This is a genomic window from Streptomyces daliensis (assembly GCF_054782395.1).
Genome location: NZ_BAAGSO010000063.1, coordinates 1 through 19,365, shown reverse-complemented (window position 1 = coordinate 19,365; position 19,365 = coordinate 1). Strand labels below are relative to the sequence as shown.

The window sequence follows — 19,365 nt, the reverse complement described above, 5'->3', positions numbered from 1 at the left end:
AAGGGCTCCTCCATGTCAGCCAAGTCAGCCAAGTCAGCCATGAAACTCGCGGTGGTCGGTGGCGGCTCCACCTACACCCCGGAGCTCATCGACGGCTTCGCCAGGCTGCGCGACACGCTGCCCTTGGCGGAGATCGTCCTCATCGACCCGGACGCTGAGCGGCTGCGCCTGGTGGGCGGCCTCGCCCGGCGCATCCTCGCCAGGCAGGGTCACGACGCGCTGGTCACCACCACGGCCGACCTGGAAGCGGGCGCCGAGGGAGCGGACGCGGTGCTGGTCCAGTTGCGCGTCGGCGGCCAGGCGGCACGCGACGAGGACGAGACCTGGCCGCTGGAGTGCGGCTGCGTCGGCCAGGAGACGACGGGCGCGGGCGGGCTCGCGAAGGCGCTGCGCACCGTGCCGCTCGTCCTCTCCATAGCGGAGCGTGTGCGCCGCGTCAGCCCCGACGCCTGGATCATCGACTTCACCAACCCCGTCGGCATCGTCACCCGCGCCCTGCTGGAGGCCGGGCACAAGGCCGTCGGGCTGTGCAACGTGGCGATCCATCTCCAGCGGAAGTTCGCCGCGCTGCTGGAGGTGGCGCCCGACGAGGTCCATCTCGACCACTACGGCCTCAACCACCTCACCTGGGAGCTGGGCGTCCGGCTGGGCGGCCCCGGCGGCGAGGACGCGCTGCCCCGGCTGATCTCCGCACACGGCCCGCGCATCGCCGAGGACCTGCGGCTGCCGCCCGCCGTGCTGGAGCGGCTCGGCGTCGTCCCCTCCTACTACCTGCGCTACTACTACGCGCACGACGAGGTCGTCGACGAGCTGCGCACCAAGCCGTCCCGCGCGGCCGAGGTCGCCGCCATGGAGAAGCGGCTGCTGGAGATGTACGCGGACCCGGCGCTGGACGAGAAGCCGGAGCTGCTGGCCCGGCGCGGCGGCGCCTTCTACTCCGAGGCGGCCGTGGAGCTGGCCGCGCCCCTGCTGGGCTCGGGGAAGGGGCCAGGAGGGGACGCGCCGGTGCGGGTCGTCAACACGTACAACAACGGGACGCTGCCCTTCCTCCCCGACGACGCGGTGGTCGAGGTCCCGGCCCGGATCACGCCCGGCGGCGCGCGGCCCCTGCCCGCGCCCGCGATCGACCCGCTCCACGCGGGCCTCATCGCCCACGTCACCGCCTACGAACGCCTCGCGCTCGACGCCGCGCTGCGGGGAGGCCGCGAACGGGTCTTCAAGGCGCTCCTCGCGCACCCCCTCGTCGGCCAGTACGCGCAGGCCGAGGCGCTGACCGACCTCCTCCTCGCGCACAACAGGGAGCACCTCGCGTGGGCCTGAACCCGGGCGGGGCCTGCCTCGCCATCGACGCGGGCAACAGCAAGACGGACGTGGCCGTCGTCGCCGCCGACGGCACCGTGCTGAGCACCGCGCGGGGCGGCGGCTTCCAGCCGCCGACGGTCGGCGCTGAGGCGGCCGTCGGCGAACTGGCGCGCACCGTCGCGCACGCGGCCGAGGCGGCGGGCGCGGGCGCCGACGGCGGGGGTTCCGGTGGCGGAGGTTCCGGCTCCGGGCCGCGCTTCGCGCACGTCTCCGCCTGCCTCGCCAATGCCGACCTGCCCCGCGAGGAACACGAGCTGGCGGCCAGGATCGACGCGTACGGCTGGGGCCTGACCGCGCACGTCGTCAACGACACCTTCGCCATACTGCGCGCCGGGCTGCCGGACGACGGGACCGTGCGCCACGGCGTCGCCGTCGTCTGCGGCGCGGGCATCAACTGCGTGGGCCGGGCCGAGGACGGCCGCACCCACCGCTTCCCCGCCGTCGGCCGCCTCTCGGGCGACTGGGGCGGCGGCGCGGGGCTGGCCGCCGAGGCGCTGTGGCACGCCGCGCGCGCGGCGGACGGCAGGGGCGGGCCGACGGAACTCGCGCGGGCCCTGCCAGGACACTTCGGGCTGACCTCCATGTACGCGCTGATCGAGGCCCTGCACATGGAGGACGTACCGGCCGGGCGCAGACACGAGATCACCCCCGTCCTCTTCGAGGTCGCCGCGACGGGTGACGAGGTGGCCCGCGCGCTCGTGCGGCGGCAGGCCGACGAGATCGTCTCCCTGGTCACCGTCACCCTCGACCGCCTCGGCCTGCTGGGCACGGAGACGCCGGTGCTGCTGGGCGGCGGCGTCGTCGCGGCCCGGCACCCGCTGCTCCACGACCGCCTCACGGAACAGCTCGCGGCGCACGCGCCCAAGGCCGACCCGCGCATCGTCACCGCGCCCCCGGTCCTGGGCGCGGGCCTCCTCGGACTCGACGCGACGGGGGCGCACCCCGCGGCGCACGCGGCGCTGCGCGCGTACTACGGCTGACGGCGGCGGGCGGCTAGGCGGGAGGGTGCGCGGGGGACGACGCGGCCCCCGGCGGGCCCGCGGAATGCGGTGCCGACGGGGGCCGTCGCCTGGCTGGTCGGGGTCAGCCGCGGTGCAGGGTGATCGTCGTCCAGGCGCCGACGTGGACGCGGTCGCCCTCGGTCAGCGGTACCGGGACGAAGGGCTGGATCGGGTCGTCGGCGCCGTTGATCGTGGTGCCGTTCGTCGAGTCCTGGTCCACGACCGACCAGCTTCCGTCCGGCTGCTGCACCAGCACGGCGTGCTGGTGCGAGACACCCGGGTCCTCCGGGGCCCGGCCCAGATCGATGTCCGGCGCCTCACCCGTGGAGTGGCGGCGACGGCCGATGGTGATCTGGTTCCCGGTCAGCGGAAGCTGCTGCTCCGGCGAGTAAGCGGGCAGGTTGAGGCTCGCGGCCTCGGGACCGCTGCGGCCCATCATCGCCGTGAAGTACTCGCGGTCCGGCGCGATGACCGCCACCCAGGAGGAGGGCTGCTGCTCCTGGTAACCGGGGTCCTGCTGGCCCGGGTACTGGCCGTGGCCGCCCTGCTGATCCGGGTACGGGCCCTGCTGGCCCGGGTGCTGGCTCTGCTGGGGCGGCTGGTGCTGCTGGGGCGGCTCGCCGCCCGGACCCGGCTGACCCGGGTAGCCGGGACCCGGCTGGCCCTGGCCCGGCATCTGCTCGGGCTGGGCCTGGCCGGGGAAACCGGGCGGGCCCGGGTACGGCCGCTGCGGCTGCGGTCCCTCCGGGGCAGGGGGCGCCTGGGGAGGGGCGCCCTGGGCCTGCGCCTGGAAGGGCTGAGGCGGCTGCTGGTGCTGGGGCGGTTGCTGCTGCTGATGCTGGGGCGGCTGCTGCTGCGGATCCTGTCCGGGGCCGCCGGGAGGCGACAGCATCCAGTCGCCGCTGGGCTGCTGCTGGGGCTGCTGCGGCGGAGCGGGCGGCGCCATCTGCCGACCGTGCTGGCCGTGCTGCCCCTGCTGGCCGGGCCCTGGCGGCGGAGGCGGTCCGGGCGGCCCCGGGACCTGGCCGTTCTGGTCAGCACCGTACGGCCCAGGACCACCGGGGCCACCGGGCGCGCTCTGCTCGGGGGTGAGCGGCTCGGCGGGACGGTTGATCTGGGAGGGGCGCGACGCCTGGTAGTCGAACCGCTGCTCCTGGCTCGGGTCCGTCTGCCCGGGGAAAGGCGGCGGAGGCGGCGGTCCCTGCTGGCCGGGCTGCCCCTGCTGAGGCGGCTGGCCCTGGCCGGGGAAACCGGGCGGCGGGCCCTGCTGCGGGAAGCCGCCGGGCTGCTGCTGCCCCGGCGCACCGGGACCGGGCGGACCAGGCTGACCGGGAGGAGCGGGCTGACCACCGGGGCCGCCCGCCGTGTGCTGCGGGTTCGGCGGCACGTAGGTGGTCGGCGAGTGCGTCAGGAAGTTGTAGCGGCACTCCTCGCAGAACGGTGCCTGTGCCTCACGCGGCGTACCGCACTGCGGGCACAGCTCTCCCCCGCCCTGCGGGCCCCCGGGCTGCGGATACCCGTACCCCTGCCCCTGCCCCTGCGCACCGGGCGCGGGCGGACCGGGAGGTCCTGGAGGACCAGGCGGTACGGGCGGGCCGGGAGGACCGGGCGGGCCAGGGGCCGCCGGCGGGACGGGGACACCGGGGGCCTGGGGCGGCCCGGGGTAGCCGTAACCGCCCTGTCCCGGTGGAGCAGGGGGAGCAGGGGGCTGCGGCACCCCGCCGGCCGGCGCGCCGGGCGCGTCGGTCATGCGGTGACCGCACACCTCGCACCAGTCGTCGGCCGCCGACTGGTGGCCGTTCGGGCAAGTCGGCATGGTGAGTGCCTCCCCCTCCGTGCTCCTGCTGTCCGTACCTTTCGGTACTCGCTACTTCTTCACGCGGACCGTCTTGGTGGACCGCGTTTCCAGGGTCATCTCGTCGGCCTCGGCAACCTGTGCCTTCAGCCGAACAGTACCGGTCGCCTCGTCCACGACGTCGACGACCTTCGAAAGCAGTTTCGCAGTATCCGCGTTCCCCGAGACGCTCGCCAGTTGAACGGCCCGGCCCAGTTTGGCCGTCGCGCCCTCCTCGTCGCCCGCCTTGCGCAGATCGAGTCCCTGCTGGATGACCTGCGCCAGCTCCGCCTGGCCCGTGTAGTGCGCGACCTGCGGATTGATGCTGGTGGTGGCCCCGAGGTCGTCGGTCCACACGGCCCGGATCAGCCCCTGCGAGAGCGTGCGCGGGCTCCCGCCGTCCGGTGCCGGGACGATCAGGGAGGCCCGTGCGGCGAGCATCTCCTGGCCCACCTCGGCGGGGGGCACCTCGACGCATACGTGGTAGTCGCGGGACTCGTCGCCCCACGAGCCCGTGGGGTAGTCACCGGCCCGCGGGCCCGCTTCCGTGCGGCGGTCCGTCAGGTCCTCGACGGTGGGCGCGACCTGCTTCACGAACTTGATCTCGGTCCCCAGCGGCGTCCACAGGCGCAGCGCCACGTCGGCGACCTCCTTGCCCATGGCCGTCTCCATCATGCGCGTGAAGTCGTCCGCGAGGCCGCCGGGATCGGCCACGATGTCGGCGGAGCCGAGCAGCGCCGAGGCGATGCCTGTGACTTCTTTCACCTCCCAGTCGGTGCCCACGCCCCGCGCGTCACAGGTGAAACGCCCCGCGCAGGCCTCCAGGGTGGCCTGGAGCTGCTCGGGCTCCTCGTGCTCGTTCCTGCCGTCCGTGAGCAGGATCCCGTGGCGTATGGAGACGTCGGCGGAGGCCAGCAGGCTGTCGGCCAGCCGCAGCCAGGTGCCGATGGCCGTGCCGCCGCCCGCGCCGAGTCTGCGCAGCGCCTGCTTGGCCTGGTCGCGGGTGGCCGCGTCGGCGACGGCGAGTCTGCCCGCTCCCGGGTAGACCTCCCTGGCCTGGTGGGTGCCCGCGACCACCGCGAACCGCACCCCGTCGCGCACGGTGTCGATGGCCGCGGCCGTCGCGTCGCGCGCGTTGCGCATCTTCGTCGGCGGGTAGTCCATCGAGCCCGAGCAGTCCACCATGATCACGACTGCGGCGTCGGTGTGGAGGCCCCCGCCACCGCCGAGCGGGGCGCGCGACGGATCGGTGACCGGCAGCGGCTGGCCGCCGGTCGTCCCCCCGCCCGTCGAGGTCACGGTGACGATCGCGTTGACCTCGCTCGCGCCCTCCGACAGGTACTCGTTCTGATAGATGTCCACCGAGAACTGCGGCACGTTCGACTTCGAGATGTTGGCCATCTGTTCCGCTCCTGCTCCATGTCGACAAGGAGATGAAGGGGCGGGCGGAAACGCCGCATGACGGCGTCCCCGGTGCTTCCCCCCGTGCTGTGTGCTCCGTTCCGCGTGCGGTGTGCCTGTGCGGTGTGCGGTGTGCCTGTGCGGTGCTGCGTACTCCGTGCTGCCTGTTATGTGCCGGTGTCCCCTGGTCCCGGTCTCAGGCTGATCCTGCCCCTCCCGCGAGCGCCGGGAACGGAAGCACCGCCACCGTTACGTTGTCGTGGCCACCACCGTCCAGCGCGTAGCCGACCAGGTGCTGCGCCGCGTGCAGGGGGCGGGCGCGGGCGTCCGGCGGGACCGCGGCGGCCATCTCGTCGGCGGACTCCGCGTAGTTCCAGAGCCCGTCGGTGCACACCACCACTACACCCGGCCGGTCCGGCTTGAAGGAAGCGGTGTGCGGTTCGAGTTCGTACGCGTCGGCGCCGAGCCAGCCGGTGATGGCGTGGGCCCGAGAGTCCGCGTACGCCTCCGCTTCCTCCATCAGTCCCGCCGCCACCATCTGCGCTGCCCAGGAGTCGTCCTCGGTCAGCCGGGAGGAGGACGTCGTGCGGTCCTCGGGCACCCAGTACGCGCGGCTGTCGCCGACCCAGCCGACGGTGAGGATGCCGTCGGCGGTCAGCGCGCTGACGATGGTGCAGGCAGGCGCGTTCTTGTTGGGCTCGTTCGGCCCGTCGGCCGCGAGCGCGGTGACGGCGTCGCCCGCGGCGAGGAGCGCGTCGTGCATGGCCTGCTGCGGGTGCGTGCCCTGGGGCACGGCCTCCCGCAGCGACGCGCTGGCGGCGCGCGCCGCCGCAGCCGACGCCTCGTCGGAGCGGGTGGCCGAGGAGACCCCGTCGCAGACGACGGCGATGGTCGCCGGGCTGCCCTCCTCGGAGGCGGTCTCGGCCACCGCGTAGAAGTCCTCGTTGCGGTGGTGGCGCAGGCCGCGGTCACTGGCCGCGGCGACGGTCGCCAGCTCACTTTCCATGTGGTCCCGTTCGCAGGGCTGCTTGTGACCGCAGTGTTCGCAGTAGCCGTCGTGGTCGATGGTGCCGGTGCCGCAGGCGACACAGCGCGGCCCCGGAACGGCGGTCTCCGACTCCGCCTCGGGTTCCAGTTCCAGTTCCGGTTGCCTCTCCGCCGGAACGGGAGGGGGTGGTGGGGGTGTCGCGGGCGTCGGGACCAGCGGTGCCGACTCGGCCCTCGCGGGGCGTTCCCAACTGCGGGCACCGCCCCCGTTCCCGCCCTGACCGCCGCCCTGGTCCACGAGGTCGATGAGGGAGCGGATCTTGCTGGCGGGTGGCGGTGAGTCGTCGAGCATGGCGCGGGGGTCGGCGGTACGCGGGTCGGCCGACGCCTCGGTCCCGGCGTCCGGAGCCCCGGCGTCAGGTGCGGCCTCGGGTGCCGGTGCGGCGGTGTGCCACGCGGGCACGGACACGGGCGCGGACGCGGTGCCCCCGTGCTGAGGGGGCGCCGGTACCGCGGGCGGCAGCGTGAAGTCGGGCTCGGTCGGCGTGGGCGCGTGCCCCGTCGCGGGGTTCTGGGGGGCCGTCGTCTGCTGGGGCGCTACGGGCGGGGGCGCCTGCCCGTACTCCGGAGCCGTGCCCTGCGCCGGGCCCTGCGAAGGCGGACCTTGCGGGCCCTGTGGACCCGGAGGGACCGGGGAGCTGGGGCCCTGAAACGGGGCCGCCACGGGCGAGGGCATCGAGGGCAGCGTCGGCGTGGGCGGCACGGGCGCCGACGGCGGACCCGACGGCGCCCCAGGAGGGCCGGACGGCGCGGAGGAACCCCCCGGGGACACGGGAGGCGCGGAGGGCGCGGGGGGCGTGGGAGGCGCCGGGGACACCGGTGCGCCCGGAGCCGCCGGGTACGCGGGGGACGGCGGCACGACGGGCGACGCCTGCGCGGCGGGCGGCGGTGGCAGGCGGATCCCGTTGATCGGGATGGTCGGGTTGTCCTCCTCCGGCTCCCCGGTACCCGCGCCTGACGCGTACCGCAGCGCAGCGCCCAGATCGGTGCCGCAGGCCCCGCAGAAGTGGTCGCCCGCTTCCAGCGGCTCAGCGCAGCTGGGGCATACGGACAGTTGGTCGAGCTGTGGCATGGTCACACCCACGTCCTGGGGCGGAAGCGGTTGGCCCGTTCCACCAGTTCGATCCTTTCGGTGCCGGACTGCGCGAGCCGGGCGAGCAGCCGGTAGGAGCGCTCCAGTCCGAAGCGCAGCCCCTCCTCGTCCAGCGGACTGCCGAGCAGTGTCCCGAGCTGCCCGGCGCCGGCGCCGGATCCGGCTCCCGGCGGGGCCCCGCGGCGCCCCGCGAGCACCCAGTCCAACGCGCATCCCAGCACTTCGGTGGTCAACTCCTCCCGGCGCAGCGCGTCGAGACCCACCTCGCGCAGCCGTTCCGTCTGTTCCGCCGCAGCCCGGAGATCGTCGAGCAGCGGTTCGTACGGGGCACGCTGCCGCAGTCTGGCCCTGATCGCGGCGACGCGCGCCGCGGTGAAGTGGATCGACGCCTCCGGCACGGACTCCAGCGCCTCCACAGCGCCCCGCCTGTCCCCCGCCGCGAGACGCACCCTGGCGAGGCCGAAAGCGGCGCTGACGAAGGAGGGGTCGGTGGTCCACACGAGGCGGTAGTACTCGGCGGCGTTGTCCAACTGGCCCAGCACCTCCGCGCAGACGCCGAGCGCCAGCTTGGGCGCGGGCTCGCCGGGAAACGCGTCGTAGACGGCGTCGAAGGAGAGCGCCGCCGTCTCCCTGTCCCCGGCCACGAGCGCGGACAGGCCGCGGTACCAGATGACCCGCCAGTCGTCCGGGTGCCGTGCCTCCAGCGCGGCGAGCGTCTCGGCAGCCGCCGCGCGGTCCTCCGTCGTGTCCAGTTCCAGCCGGGCGCGCAGCTCGCGCAGCCGCAGTTCGCTGGAGGAGGCGGGCGCCCCGCGCAGGGCGCCGATCAGCTCGGCCGGTGCGGAGGTCATCAGGCCCGCGAGGAAGCCCGCGTTGGGGTCGGCCGGATCGACGAGCGGTACGGGCAGCGCCAGCGCGGTGGACCGGGTGTGCAGGGGCGCGAGCCGCACGGCGCCCTCGCTCCGGCCCCCGTTCTCGCCCGCGCCCGCGCTGCCGGGTCCGGTGTCGGCGCCGGGCTCCGACGCGTGGTCGGGGCGGCCCGGCAGGCGTACGTGCGTGGGCGTGGTCCCGTACGGACCGTACGCCTCCGCCGCCTGGCTGCGCGCGGCGATCGTGGTGGCGGGCGCGCCGCCCTGACCACCGCCCTGGCCGCCCTGGCCGCCCTGGCCGCCTTGTGCGGGCAGCGAAGGCACCGTCGAGCCGGGCCCCACGGGCACGCGCTGCGCGGGCACCACCGCGCCGGTGCCCTGGGCGGCCTGCTGTCCCACGGCGACCCGTCCCCTGCCCTTGCGTCCGCCGCGCGCCGGGACGAGGGCGCGGGCGCCCAGCGAGGACGCGTCACCCGTGATCTGGGCCAGCAGCGCCGTGTCCACGACGCGCAGCTCGGGTCCGAAGAGCGTGGACATGGCGGGCCGCGGCTGTCCCGTCTGGAGCGCGACCACCTCGCGCAGCACGCCCAGCAGCTGCTCCGACATCTCCTCAGCGGAGGCGAAGCGGCGCTGCGGGTCGGGGTCGGTGGCGCGGACGAGGAAGCGGTAGAACGACTCGTACTTCTGGAAGACCTCGATGTGCCGCGGCTCCGGCAGGGCCGCGGCGAAGACGTTCGTGTAGCCCTGGAAGTCGAAGGTGAGGACGGCGAGGGTGCGGGCCACGGTGTAGAGGTCGGACGCGACGGAGGCGCCCTCCTCGGCGACCTCCGGGGCCTGATAGCCGACCGTTCCGTAGATCGCGCTGTCCTCGTCGTCCATGCGGCGCACCGCACCCATGTCGATGAGCTTCAACTGGTCGTTCTGCTGGATGGCGTTGTCGACCTTGAAGTCGCAGTAGAGCAGGTTCCGGCTGTGCAGATGGCCGAGCGCCTCCAGCGCCTCGATCCCGTACGCGCACGCCTGCTCGACGGGCAGCGGATCGCGCTTCCCCGAAGGGGTGCGGCGGCTGTTGGCGATCTCCTTGAGCGACTTGCCGCCGACGTACTCCATGACGATGTAGCCGTCGAGGCTGCCGGTGCGCGGGTCCAGGTGCTCGACGAAGTTGTAGATGCGGACGATGTTGGAGTGCTCGATCTCCGCGAGGAAGCGCCGCTCGGAGATCGCGGCGGCCATCGCGTCCTCGTCGCCCGTGTCGAGGAGGCCCTTCAGCACGACCCAGCGGTCGGACACCGCGCGGTCGACGGCCAGATAGACCCAGCCGAGCCCGCCGTGCGCCAGACAGCCCGCCACCTCGTACTGCCCGTGCACGATGTCGCCGGGGCGCAGCTTGGGCACGAAGGAGTACGGGTGGCCGCACTTGGTGCAGAACCCCTCGGTCCGCCCAGGGCGGTCCCCGCGCGAACGGCCCACGGGGGCGCCGCACTCGCCGCTGCTGCAGAACCTCTTGCGCTCGGGCACCTCGGGGTTCTCCAGCACGACGGTGCCGGGGTCGGGCTTCGGCACGTCCGGCACCGTGACCAGCCCGGCGCCGAGCCTGCCCCGGCTGGAACTCCCGGCGGCCGAGCGCGAGGAGCTGCGTACGGAGACGGAACGGGCGGTGCTGCGGCCCGAGAGGTCGCGCGAGAGGCGCCCCGAGACGGACCGCCGGGAGGAGGCGGAGCGGGACGAGGCCCTGGAGGAGGCACGGGAGGAGCGCGACGAGCCCCCTGAACCCCCTGAGCCCGGGGTGCTGGGTGTGCCCGGCGTGTTCGGTGCCGCGGATGAGGGGCCCGGGCGGCGCGAGGAGCCCGAGCGTCCTGAGCCGGGCGTCCGGGCCGCGTTCGTGATGCCCGTCGGCGCGGAGCCGAGCATGCCGCCCCGCGCGACGACGGGCGCGAGCCCGCACGTGTCGCAGTACAGCTCGCCCTCGCCCATGTCCTCGTAGGCGCCCGCGCAACCGGGGCGCTGGCAGGAGACCCCCGCGCCAGGACCGGTGCCCGAAGCGCCGCCCTCGGTGCTCGCGGCTTCCGGGCCCGCGCCCTTGTTCTCGGCGCGGTTCTCGGCGCGGGCTGCCACATGGGTCTCCGCCGTACCGGCCGACGGAACCTCCGGCGCGGCCTGTTCGGCCTGCCCCGCCTGGCCGGGCCGCGCGGGCTGAACCGTTTGCTCACCCCGCGCGGGCTCCCCTGCCCGCGCGGCCTGAGCGCCCCGCTCCTCGCCCGCCGCGCCCGGCGGAACCCGCGTCTCCTCGTCCGGCTTCTCGGTCACGGTTCCCCCTTGCGGTCGGCCGTGGCGGCGCCGCCGCCCTGCCGGGGCACCAGAACCTCCTGAGCTGCCCGCTGGTAGCGCAGCACCGCGTCCTCGGCGGCCCGCAGATCGCAGGGCGCGCTCCAGAGCATGCGGCGCGCCACGTCGTAGCGCTCCATCAGGAACCTGTCCTCGGCCATGCCGTGCTGTGCCACCTTCGCCTTGTAGGCGTCCAGACGGCCCCTCAGCTCGGCCCGTACGGCCAGCGGGGCCGTCACGGCCGAGAGCTGTGCCCTCGCCCTGTCCAACTCGTCCTCCGCGCGCTGCTCCAGGCTCTCCAGCAGCGGGGAGAGCCGGTGCCAGCGCGCATGACGACGGTACTCCGCCGCGGCCGACAACTGCTCGTAGAGCGCCGTCGGCGGGCCGCTGACCGCGGGCACCTCCGAAGCGGCTATCTTCGCCAGCACCTCGACGCGGGCCTCGCGGGCCTCGGCCAGGGTGCGGTCGGCGCGCGAGAGGATGTCGCGCAGCCTCATCAGCCGCTGTTCGGAGTCCTGCCGCACGTTGAGCACGGCGTCGATCTCGCGGCGGATGTCTTCCAGGCCGCGCGCGGCCGTGTCGTAACGCGAGGTGTCGGGGCGTCCGCCGCCAGGGGCGCTGCTGCCGCCCGCCGGGGTCCAGAAGGCGAGGGGGTCGGCTACCACCTCGGCGCGCAGCGAGGTCAGTTCGGCGGTGGTCCGCTCCAGGTCGTCGCCCGAGGGGTGCTCGCCGGGGCGGACGCCCACGGAGTGCGCCAGGGAACGGACGCGCTGGAGTTCGGCCGCGAGCATGTCGATACGGGCGGGGAGCGCCGACCACACCGAGTCGGCGGCGGCGACCACGTCCAGTGCCTGCGCGTACCAGCCGTTCATCCGCTCGACCAGCTCCGTCAGCGTGACCTCCTCGGCCAGCCGGACCGGCGTCGCCTGCCCGCCCGCCGTGCCCGTGCCGGCGCCCGCTCCGCCGCCCGTGAGCGTGCCGCCGTTCAGCGCGCCGCCGGAGATGGTGAGGGTGCCGCGCAGCAACTGCGTCAGCTCGACGAGATCGTCACGGCTGGGCCAGCGGCGGCGCCCGCGCACCTCGCGCGCGAGGTCGAGCGCGCGCGTGTACGTCTCGAAGCCCGTCCACAGCATGGTGACCGCCTGCTCGGCCTGCGCCCAGCGGTGCGCGGTGATGCCGGTCAGGTGGGCGCCCTCCAGCAGGCGGCGTCCGGCGTGGTCCTGGAGTGCGAACAGCGACGACTCCACGGCCTCGTGCTCAGCGCCGAGCCGCTCCAGAGCGCGGTCGACCTCCTCCCGGCTCATCACCGGCCCGGTGGGTCCCGCGGGCCCCATCGATCACCTCACTGCTCTCTCGTCCGTGCGTACGGATCGGCGTGTGTCCGAATCGGTCGGCTACGTCAGTCGGTCGGTCGGTTCCGTCGGTCTGCTGCGTCGGTCAGTCGGTCGGTTCCGTTGGTCACATCGGTTACGTCGGTTACGTCGGTCAGTCGCGGTACTTCGGTTCCGGTGGCGCCGGATCCTTCCCGTCCGCCGCACTCATGATGTCGTCGGCGAACCATTTGTCGTAGGACCGGCGCCACTCGCTGTCGTCGCCGCCGGAGCGGTACGCGTCCAGCCTTTTGTTGACCCATCGGACCAAGTCCTCGTCCTCCAGGTTCATCGCGATACCGTACGGCTCAATCGTCTCCGGGTCACCGATGAGTTCGACCGACGGATCCTGCGCGGCCTGCCCCGCGCCCAGCGCGCTGTCGGTCAGCGTCGCGTCGGCCTTCCCCAACTGCATGCGGACCAGGCAGTCGAGCTGGTTGGGCACCACGACGGACTTCGCGCCCAGCGCCTTGTACTTCCCCTTCTCCATCAGCGCCTGCGCCGTGGACCCGTCGGCGAAGCACAGCCGCTTGCCGCGCATGCTCGCGTCGAACCCCTTCACGCGCGCGTTTTCCTTGGGGACGAGGAGCTGCTGGCCCGCCTCGAAGTAGGCCGTGGAGAAGGCGACTTCGCGTATGCGCTCGCAGTTGACGGTCATGGTCCGCACGACCATGTCCACCTCGCCCTTCTGGATCGCGGGTATGCGCTGGTCGGTGGGGATGGTCTTGTACGTGATCTCCGGGTCCTCGCCGAGCAGGTCCTCGGCGAGGGCCCGGACGAGGTCGATGTCGAAGCCGTCGATCTTGCCCGTGGAGGGGTCACGGAACCCCCACAGATAGCTGTTCTGGTCGACGCCGACGATGAGCCGGTCCCGCTTCCGGATGCGCTCGACGGCCTCGCCCGCCTTGCCCGAGGGCCGCAGGCTCTCCGCCGGGTCCTCGCCGTCCTCGCAGGTCTCCGGCTCGGGAGCGGCGGCCGACCGCACCTGCGAGGTGCCCGGACCGACGCCGCCACCGGTGCCGTCTCCGGTTCCAGGTCCGGTTCCGGTGCCGTCCTGGACGCCGACGCCCGTGCCGTCACCGCCGCGCCCGCGCTCGTGCTCGTGCGTGCCGGACCCGCTCACCGACAGCACCGTGGAGACCAGCACGGCGATGACGACGGCGAGCCCGCCCGCCGCGACGGCGACCGGCTTCCCGTAGCGCTCGCGCTCGCGTTCCCGGCCCTGTACTCGTCCTGGTCCTGAGCGGTCCATGCCCGTCCCCCTCTCCGTCACCTGTACTCCGAGAGCCTGCGCCCGACGCCGAGCACCCCGGCCGCCGCGCCCAGCACCGCCAGCACCGCCGCGCCCACGGCGAGCCCCGCGAAGCCGCCCCGCCCGTCGTCGGCGGCGCGCTCGAACTCCTCCTGCTCGTGCGCGCTGGCCTTGCTCAGGCTGGCGTCGACGTTGTCGAAGCACTCGCCCGTCGAGCCCTCGGCACCGATGACGCCCTCGACGGCCGCGTCGTAGTCCCCGGCGTCGTCCTCGCCCCTGGCGTCCTTGTGCCGGTCCTTCCAGATGCCGACCGCGCGCTGCGCCTCCTCGACGGGCTTACTGCCCGCCGCGTCGTCCGCGAGGAACAGCGCGTCCTCCAGCAGCCCCTGGCCCGCCCGGTCCGTGCCCCGGCCCGCGACATCGCCCATCTGCTTCTGGAACGCTTCCTCGTAGGCACTCCCGGCGCCGCGTGCCACGAGCGTCATGTTCTCGTCGCCACGGGCCTGGAGCGCCCCGATCCACGCCTCGTTGAGCGCCTGGAGGGAGCGCGCGCCCTTCTCGTCGGACTCGCTCAGGTTCCAGCGCGCGACCCCGTGCCCCGCCGTCAGCCAGAGCATGACGGCGAGGGAGGCGGCCGTGGCGCCCACGAGGCCGAGGTTGAACACCCTGTTCGTGCGGCGGTAGTTGCGCCGCTGGGCCCAGCCGAGCGCGCCCAGTGCCAGCGCTCCCGCGCCGAGCGCGAACCATGGCCAACGCTTCGCCTCTTCGTAGTCGTTTCCGAGCCGTGCCGTCTCCGCCGTGTAGAGCACACGGGCGGCAGGAAGCATCTCTTCGCGCATCTGCTCATTGGCGTAGCGAAGATACGCACCGCCCAGCGGCAGGCCCTGCCGGTTGTTGGCGCGGGCCGACTCGACCAGGCCCGTGTACACGGGCAGCGTCCTGTTCAGCTTCGCTATCTGGCGCTGCGCGGAACGGGAACTGTCCGAGTTCGCCGCCGCCTTGGCGAGCAGTTCGGAGGCGTCCCTGATGTCCTTCTCGTAGCGCTCGCGCACGGCACGCGGTTCGTCCCCGCCCGCGAGGAAGCCGCTCGCCGCCGTGGTGTCGGCGTCCGCGAGTGAGCGGTAGATGCGGGCCGCGTCGACGCTGAGCGGCTGGCTGTGCTCGACGACGGCCTCGGCCGCCGCCTCCCGCTCGGAGACCTCCCAGGCCGTCACCACCCCGAACAGCACGATCAGCGCCGCGAGCACGGCGCCGATGGCCCGCAGCCGCCCCGGCTCCGTCGTCGCGGCGGCGCGCACCCTGTGCACGCCCTCGGTCCAGGCGCTGCGGCGCCTGCCCTGGGGGACGACGGGGGCGGAGGCGGAGGCGGGGGCGGACGCGGGAGTGGGAGCGGGCGCCGGAGCGGCGGCGGAGGCGGGCGCCGAGGCCGCGGACGGGAGCGGGAAGGCGGAGGGTGAGGAGGCGGGCGGCGTGACGGGAGGCGGCGACGGTGGTCGCGCGCCCGGCGGCTGTGTCACTTCGAGACCTCCCCCTTGGTCGCTGACGGGGCCCCGTGCCCCGCGGCGCACCGTCGGCGGCGGGCATGGAGTCCACGGCAAGCAGTATGGCCGCAGCGGCTGACAACGACACCGTTTTGAGACGGGCATCCCATGCCGGCCGCGATCTGCGGAGAGCCCCCTTGCTCCTCACCACGCGGCTCGAACACGTCCGGTTCCCGCGACGGACCCGGCCCGGGCCCTGAAAGCACCCGGCCCTCGCAGCAGGCGCCCGGCCCTCACAGCAGCAGCCACACCCCTTTCGCGAGGGTGACTAAACCGCCCCCGAGGGCGAGGCCCAGGATCACGCGGCGGGCCGCGTGATCGGGAGTACGGGCCGCTATGACGCCGCCGAGCAGGATGCCGACGGTCATGGTCACGGCGACCAGCAGCCAGGCGGACCCGGTGAGCCGGGGCACGCCCTTGGCGAAGACCGAGAGTACGTTGACGACCAGGCCGTAGAACTGCGCGTTGGGCACGAAGTCCCGCGCCGACCAGCCCTCGTTGACGGCGTAGAGGGAGAGCGCGGGGCCGCCGATACCGGCCGAGGAGTTCATGAAGCCGCTCACCGCGCCAGCGGCCAGCGCGCCCCCGGTGCCGTAGAGGCCGCCCACACGCACGCCCCGCATGACCAGCAGGACGGCCACGGTCACCAGCGAGCCGAGCCCGGTGAGCAGCACGGGTTCGGGCAGCGCCCGTGCCACGTAGGCGCCCAGTGGGACGCTCACCCCGGCCGCCGCCACCAGCGGCAGCATGGTGCGCAGCCGCACCAGCCGCCAGGTGGCCGCGAGCCCCACGGCGCTGATGGCGACGCTCCCGCAGTTGACGAGCGCGACCCCCTGCACGGGCCCCATGAGCAGTACGAGGCCTGGCGCCCCGACCAGTCCGAACCCGATCCCGGCCAGCCGCTGCACGGACGAGCCGAGCAGCACGACACCGCCGAGCAGCACGAGGAAGTACCAGGCGGAGGCCACCTTTTGAGGCTAGGCGCCGCACGGCCACAGGTCAGTGGGTCGTACAGCCATTGGTGGTGATCCCCGTGTTCCGGCCGAGTTGGCGCCCTTGACCGGCTTGGCGCTCTTGACGGGTCAGTCCCGCGACCGTGCCGTCGGCTGCTCGCCGAGCGGCCAGGTGTCGGGACCGCCCTCGTCGTCGAGCCAGGCCCACTGGGCGCCGTCCCGCAGGGTCACCCCGTAGCGCTCGCGCGTGGGGCGGCCCGCGCGGCGCCAGAGTGCGTAGGCGCGCGGTGGGTCGAGGGAGCCGCCGCTGAGGGTGAGGAGGAAGCGGAACGAGTCGTCGCGCAGCACGCGGCGTGGAACCTCGGCCTCCTCGGCGTCCCGGTCCTCTTCGCCGGACGCGCCGGACGCGCCGGACGCACCGGCCGTCGGCGCGCTCGGCTCCGTCGCCGCAGCCGCCGCCTGACCCGTGGGCGTCGCGGGGCCGCCCCCGCGCAGCGGTACGAAGAAGGCCGGGGTCCCCAGGAAGCGCCCGGTGGCGCGGCGCGCGTCGGTGACGCGGAGGCGGAGGAGCCCCGTCGCGATGGGGGCCAGCACGAGGGCGCCCGGCGCGCACTGCTCCGGCCACGCCTCCGGTACGCGCGGCAGCGCGCAAGTGGCGATGATCCGGTCGTACGGCGCGTGGGCCGGGCAGCCGCGCGCCCCGTTCCCCGTCACGACCCGGGGCCGGTAGCCGGCGGCGGCCAGATGGGCGCGCGCCGCCTCCGTGATGTCCGGGTCCAGGTCCATGGTCGTGACGCGCGAATCGCCCAGCCGGTGCGAGAGAAGAGCCGCGTTGTAGCCGGGGCCCGTGCCGATCTCCAGCACGCTCATGCCGTCACCGGCCTCCAGCGCCTCCAGCATCCGGGCCATGAGGGAGGGCTGGCTGCTGGACGAGATCAGTTCGCCGTCGCGCATCCGCGTGGCCAGCGGTACGTCGTCGTACACGCCCTCGCGCCAGCGCTCCCTGCGCCGCGGATCGGGGTCGTCGCGCCACAGCCGCTCCCGGGCGCCGCCCGGCGACACCGTGTAGTAGTACGGCACGAACAGCTCCCTGGGCACCTCGGCGAAGGCCGCGCGCCAGGCCGGGTCCGTGAGCGCACCGCCCGCGACGATCTCCTTTACGAGGTCCGACGCTCCACCCATACCTCCACTGTGCGGCGCACCGCCCCAGGACGCGAGGGCCGACACGGGCCCCGCTCCGGGGAGGGGCGGGAGCGGGCCCGCGAGGGACGTCGCGGGAGAGCGTCGCGGGGGCGTCGTCGCTGGGGCAGCGTCGCGGAAGAGGTCCTTCCACGACGATCCGCGGCTAGCCTCGCCGCATGACGGACGCCGCGATCAAGGTCGAGGGTCTGCGCAAGCGGTACGGGGAGACGCAGGCCGTCGACGGCGTCTCGTTCGAGGTCGAACGCGGCGAGTTCTACGGCATCCTCGGACCGAACGGCGCGGGCAAGACCACCACGCTGGAGCTGGTCGAAGGACTGCGCGAGCCCGACGAGGGCTCCGCGACGCTGCTGGGGCACCCCTCGTGGCCGCGCGACCCCGCGCTGCTGCGGCGCGTCGGCGTGCAGCTCCAGTCCTCGTCCTTCTTCGAACGGCTCACGGCCCGCGAACAGATCCACACCTTCGCCTCGCTCTACGGCGTCCCCGCCGCACGCGCCGACGCGATGCTGGAGACCGTGGGGCTGATGGAGAAGGCCGGGACCCGCGAGAACAAGCTCTCCGGCGGGCAGGCGCAGCGGCTGTCGATCGCGTGCGCGCTGGTGCACGATCCGGAACTGGTGTTCCTTGACGAGCCCACCACGGGGCTCGACCCGCAGGCGCGCCGCAACCTGTGGGACCTGCTGCGACGGATCAACTCCGAGGGCCGCACGGTCGTGTTGACCACGCACTACATGGACGAGGCCGAGGTGCTGTGCGACCGGGTCGCCGTCATGGACCACGGCCGCATGCTGCGCGTGGGTACGCCCGCCGCGCTGGTGGAGGAGCTGGCCGTCGCGTCGCTGGAGGACGTGTTCCTCCAGCTCACGGGGAGGGAGTACAGGGAATGACGGCCTTCCTCAGCCTGTCCAGGGCCATGGCGCTGGGCATGTTCCGCGACCGCACGGCGGTCTTCTTCACTCTCGTCTTCCCGCTGATGTTCCTGGTCCTCTTCGGCGCCCTGTTCAAGGGCGACTCGACGACCCAGGCGAAGATCGTGCAGGTCGGCGACGTCGCCGTGCTGGACGCCATCCCGGACAAGGAGCGCGCCCAACTGCGCGACGTGCTGCGCGTCGAGAAGACGGACGGCTCGGCGGAGGCCCGCGCGCAGGCCATGGAGCGGGTGCGCGAGGGCGACATGGACGCGGTGGTCTTCCAGCGCGGCTACGCGCCGAAGGGGTCCGACGGCGCCGAGGGTGCCGCGATCGAGCTGCGCTACTCGGCCGCCGACTCCGTACGTGCCGGTACCGTGCGCGGCGTCATCGACTCCGTCGTCCAGCAGGCCAACCAGCGTGCCACCGGGCAGCCGCCCGCCTTCCGGCTGGCGACGGCACAGGTGGAGGACAGGTCGGTCAAGCCCATCCAGTACCTCACTCCGGGGCTGCTGGGCTGGGCGATCGCGATGGGAGGGGTGTTCGGGGCCGCGTTCAACCTGGTGAGCTGGCGCAAGAAGCGGATCCTGCGGCGGCTGTGGCTGGCCCCGGTGAGCGCGACCTCGGTGATCGGCGCGCGGGTCGGGGTGAACCTCGCGCTCGCCGCGGCCCAGACCCTCGTCTTCCTGGGGGTCGCCACGCTGCCGTACTACGGGCTGCGGCTCACCGGTCACTGGTGGCTCGCGCTGCCGCTGGTCGCGTGCGGGACGCTCGCGTTCCTGTCCATCGGCCTGGTCGTCGGCTCCTGGGCGAAGACCGAGGAGGCCGCCAACGGCCTCGCGCAGATCGTCATCCTCCCGATGGCCTTCCTCTCCGGCGCCTTCTTCCCGCTGGACGCCGCACCGGGGTGGGTGCGCACGGTCTCCGACTTCATGCCGCTCAAGCACCTCTCCCAGGCGATGCAGGACGTCATGAGCCGCGGCGGAGGCTGGGGCGACGCGCTCCCCACGATGGGCGGCCTGCTCGCCTTCGCCGCGCTTCTGACGCTGCTCGCGTCGCGGCTGTTCCGGTGGGACGACGCGTAGTGCCCACGGTGGAACGCCGAGGGCCGAGGTGGAGCGGGCCGGGGACTAGGCCGTTTCTGATGGCTCTTGGACGGTGTCGCGGAGCCATATGACGATGGCTGCTGTGGTGAGGGTGCCGTTGAAGATG

Annotated in this window: 13 protein-coding genes; 4 read left to right on the top strand and 9 right to left on the bottom strand. The window is 74.0% G+C overall.

Translation table 11 applies throughout. From position 1 onward, the window contains the following. Positions 1-39: 39 nt before the first annotated feature. Entirely contained in the window at positions 40-1,320 is a 1,281-nt protein-coding gene (locus tag ACYVOO_RS15360) for a 6-phospho-beta-glucosidase (RefSeq protein ID WP_461016239.1), read from the top strand. Continuing rightward, a complete protein-coding gene (locus ACYVOO_RS15355; protein ID WP_461016217.1) occupies positions 1,311-2,342 on the top strand; it encodes an N-acetylglucosamine kinase in 1,032 nt (343 codons plus the stop codon). The genes ACYVOO_RS15360 and ACYVOO_RS15355 overlap by 10 nt, the downstream gene beginning before the upstream one ends. A 103-nt stretch (positions 2,343-2,445) precedes the next feature. Here the strand turns inward: ACYVOO_RS15355 and ACYVOO_RS15350 are convergent, their stop codons facing one another. The 9 genes from ACYVOO_RS15350 to ACYVOO_RS15310 form a co-directional block, all read right to left on the bottom strand. Continuing rightward, a complete protein-coding gene (locus tag ACYVOO_RS15350; protein WP_461016216.1) occupies positions 2,446-4,179 on the bottom strand; it encodes an FHA domain-containing protein in 1,734 nt (577 codons plus the stop codon). Positions 4,180-4,230: 51 nt separating this feature from the next. Continuing rightward, positions 4,231-5,598, bottom strand: a complete 1,368-nt coding sequence (locus ACYVOO_RS15345; protein ID WP_461016215.1) for a vWA domain-containing protein — start codon at positions 5,596-5,598, stop codon at positions 4,231-4,233. A 196-nt stretch (positions 5,599-5,794) separates the two neighbouring features. After that, on the bottom strand, positions 5,795-7,321 hold the full coding sequence (locus tag ACYVOO_RS15340) for a PP2C family protein-serine/threonine phosphatase (RefSeq protein WP_461016238.1): 1,527 nt from the start codon (positions 7,319-7,321) through the stop codon (positions 5,795-5,797). A 398-nt stretch (positions 7,322-7,719) separates the two neighbouring features. Beyond that, positions 7,720-10,578, bottom strand: coding sequence for a serine/threonine-protein kinase (locus ACYVOO_RS15335; RefSeq protein ID WP_461016237.1), 2,859 nt, complete (start codon positions 10,576-10,578; stop codon positions 7,720-7,722). 329 nt (positions 10,579-10,907) lie between these two features. Then, positions 10,908-12,233, bottom strand: a complete 1,326-nt coding sequence (locus ACYVOO_RS15330) for a hypothetical protein (protein WP_461016214.1) — start codon at positions 12,231-12,233, stop codon at positions 10,908-10,910. Positions 12,234-12,414: 181 nt separating this feature from the next. Further along, entirely contained in the window at positions 12,415-13,551 is a 1,137-nt protein-coding gene (locus tag ACYVOO_RS15325) for a glutamate ABC transporter substrate-binding protein (protein ID WP_461016213.1), read from the bottom strand. A gap of 17 nt (positions 13,552-13,568) precedes the next feature. Further along, entirely contained in the window at positions 13,569-15,068 is a 1,500-nt protein-coding gene (locus ACYVOO_RS15320) for a hypothetical protein (protein ID WP_461016212.1), read from the bottom strand. Positions 15,069-15,325: 257 nt separating this feature from the next. After that, on the bottom strand, positions 15,326-16,060 hold the full coding sequence (locus tag ACYVOO_RS15315) for a TSUP family transporter (RefSeq protein WP_461016211.1): 735 nt from the start codon (positions 16,058-16,060) through the stop codon (positions 15,326-15,328). A 114-nt stretch (positions 16,061-16,174) separates the two neighbouring features. Then, positions 16,175-17,227, bottom strand: coding sequence for a methyltransferase domain-containing protein (locus tag ACYVOO_RS15310; protein ID WP_461016210.1), 1,053 nt, complete (start codon positions 17,225-17,227; stop codon positions 16,175-16,177). Positions 17,228-17,403: 176 nt separating this feature from the next. Between ACYVOO_RS15310 and ACYVOO_RS15305 the strand changes: the two genes are divergently transcribed. Both ACYVOO_RS15305 and ACYVOO_RS15300 read left to right on the top strand, forming a co-directional pair. After that, positions 17,404-18,132 carry an ABC transporter ATP-binding protein gene (locus ACYVOO_RS15305; protein WP_461016209.1) on the top strand — a complete coding sequence of 243 codons (729 nt, stop codon included), beginning with the start codon at positions 17,404-17,406 and terminating at the stop codon, positions 18,130-18,132. Then, entirely contained in the window at positions 18,129-19,238 is a 1,110-nt protein-coding gene (locus ACYVOO_RS15300; protein ID WP_461016208.1) for an ABC transporter permease, read from the top strand. Before ACYVOO_RS15305 ends, ACYVOO_RS15300 begins: the two co-directional genes overlap by 4 nt. Positions 19,239-19,365: the final 127 nt, after the last annotated feature.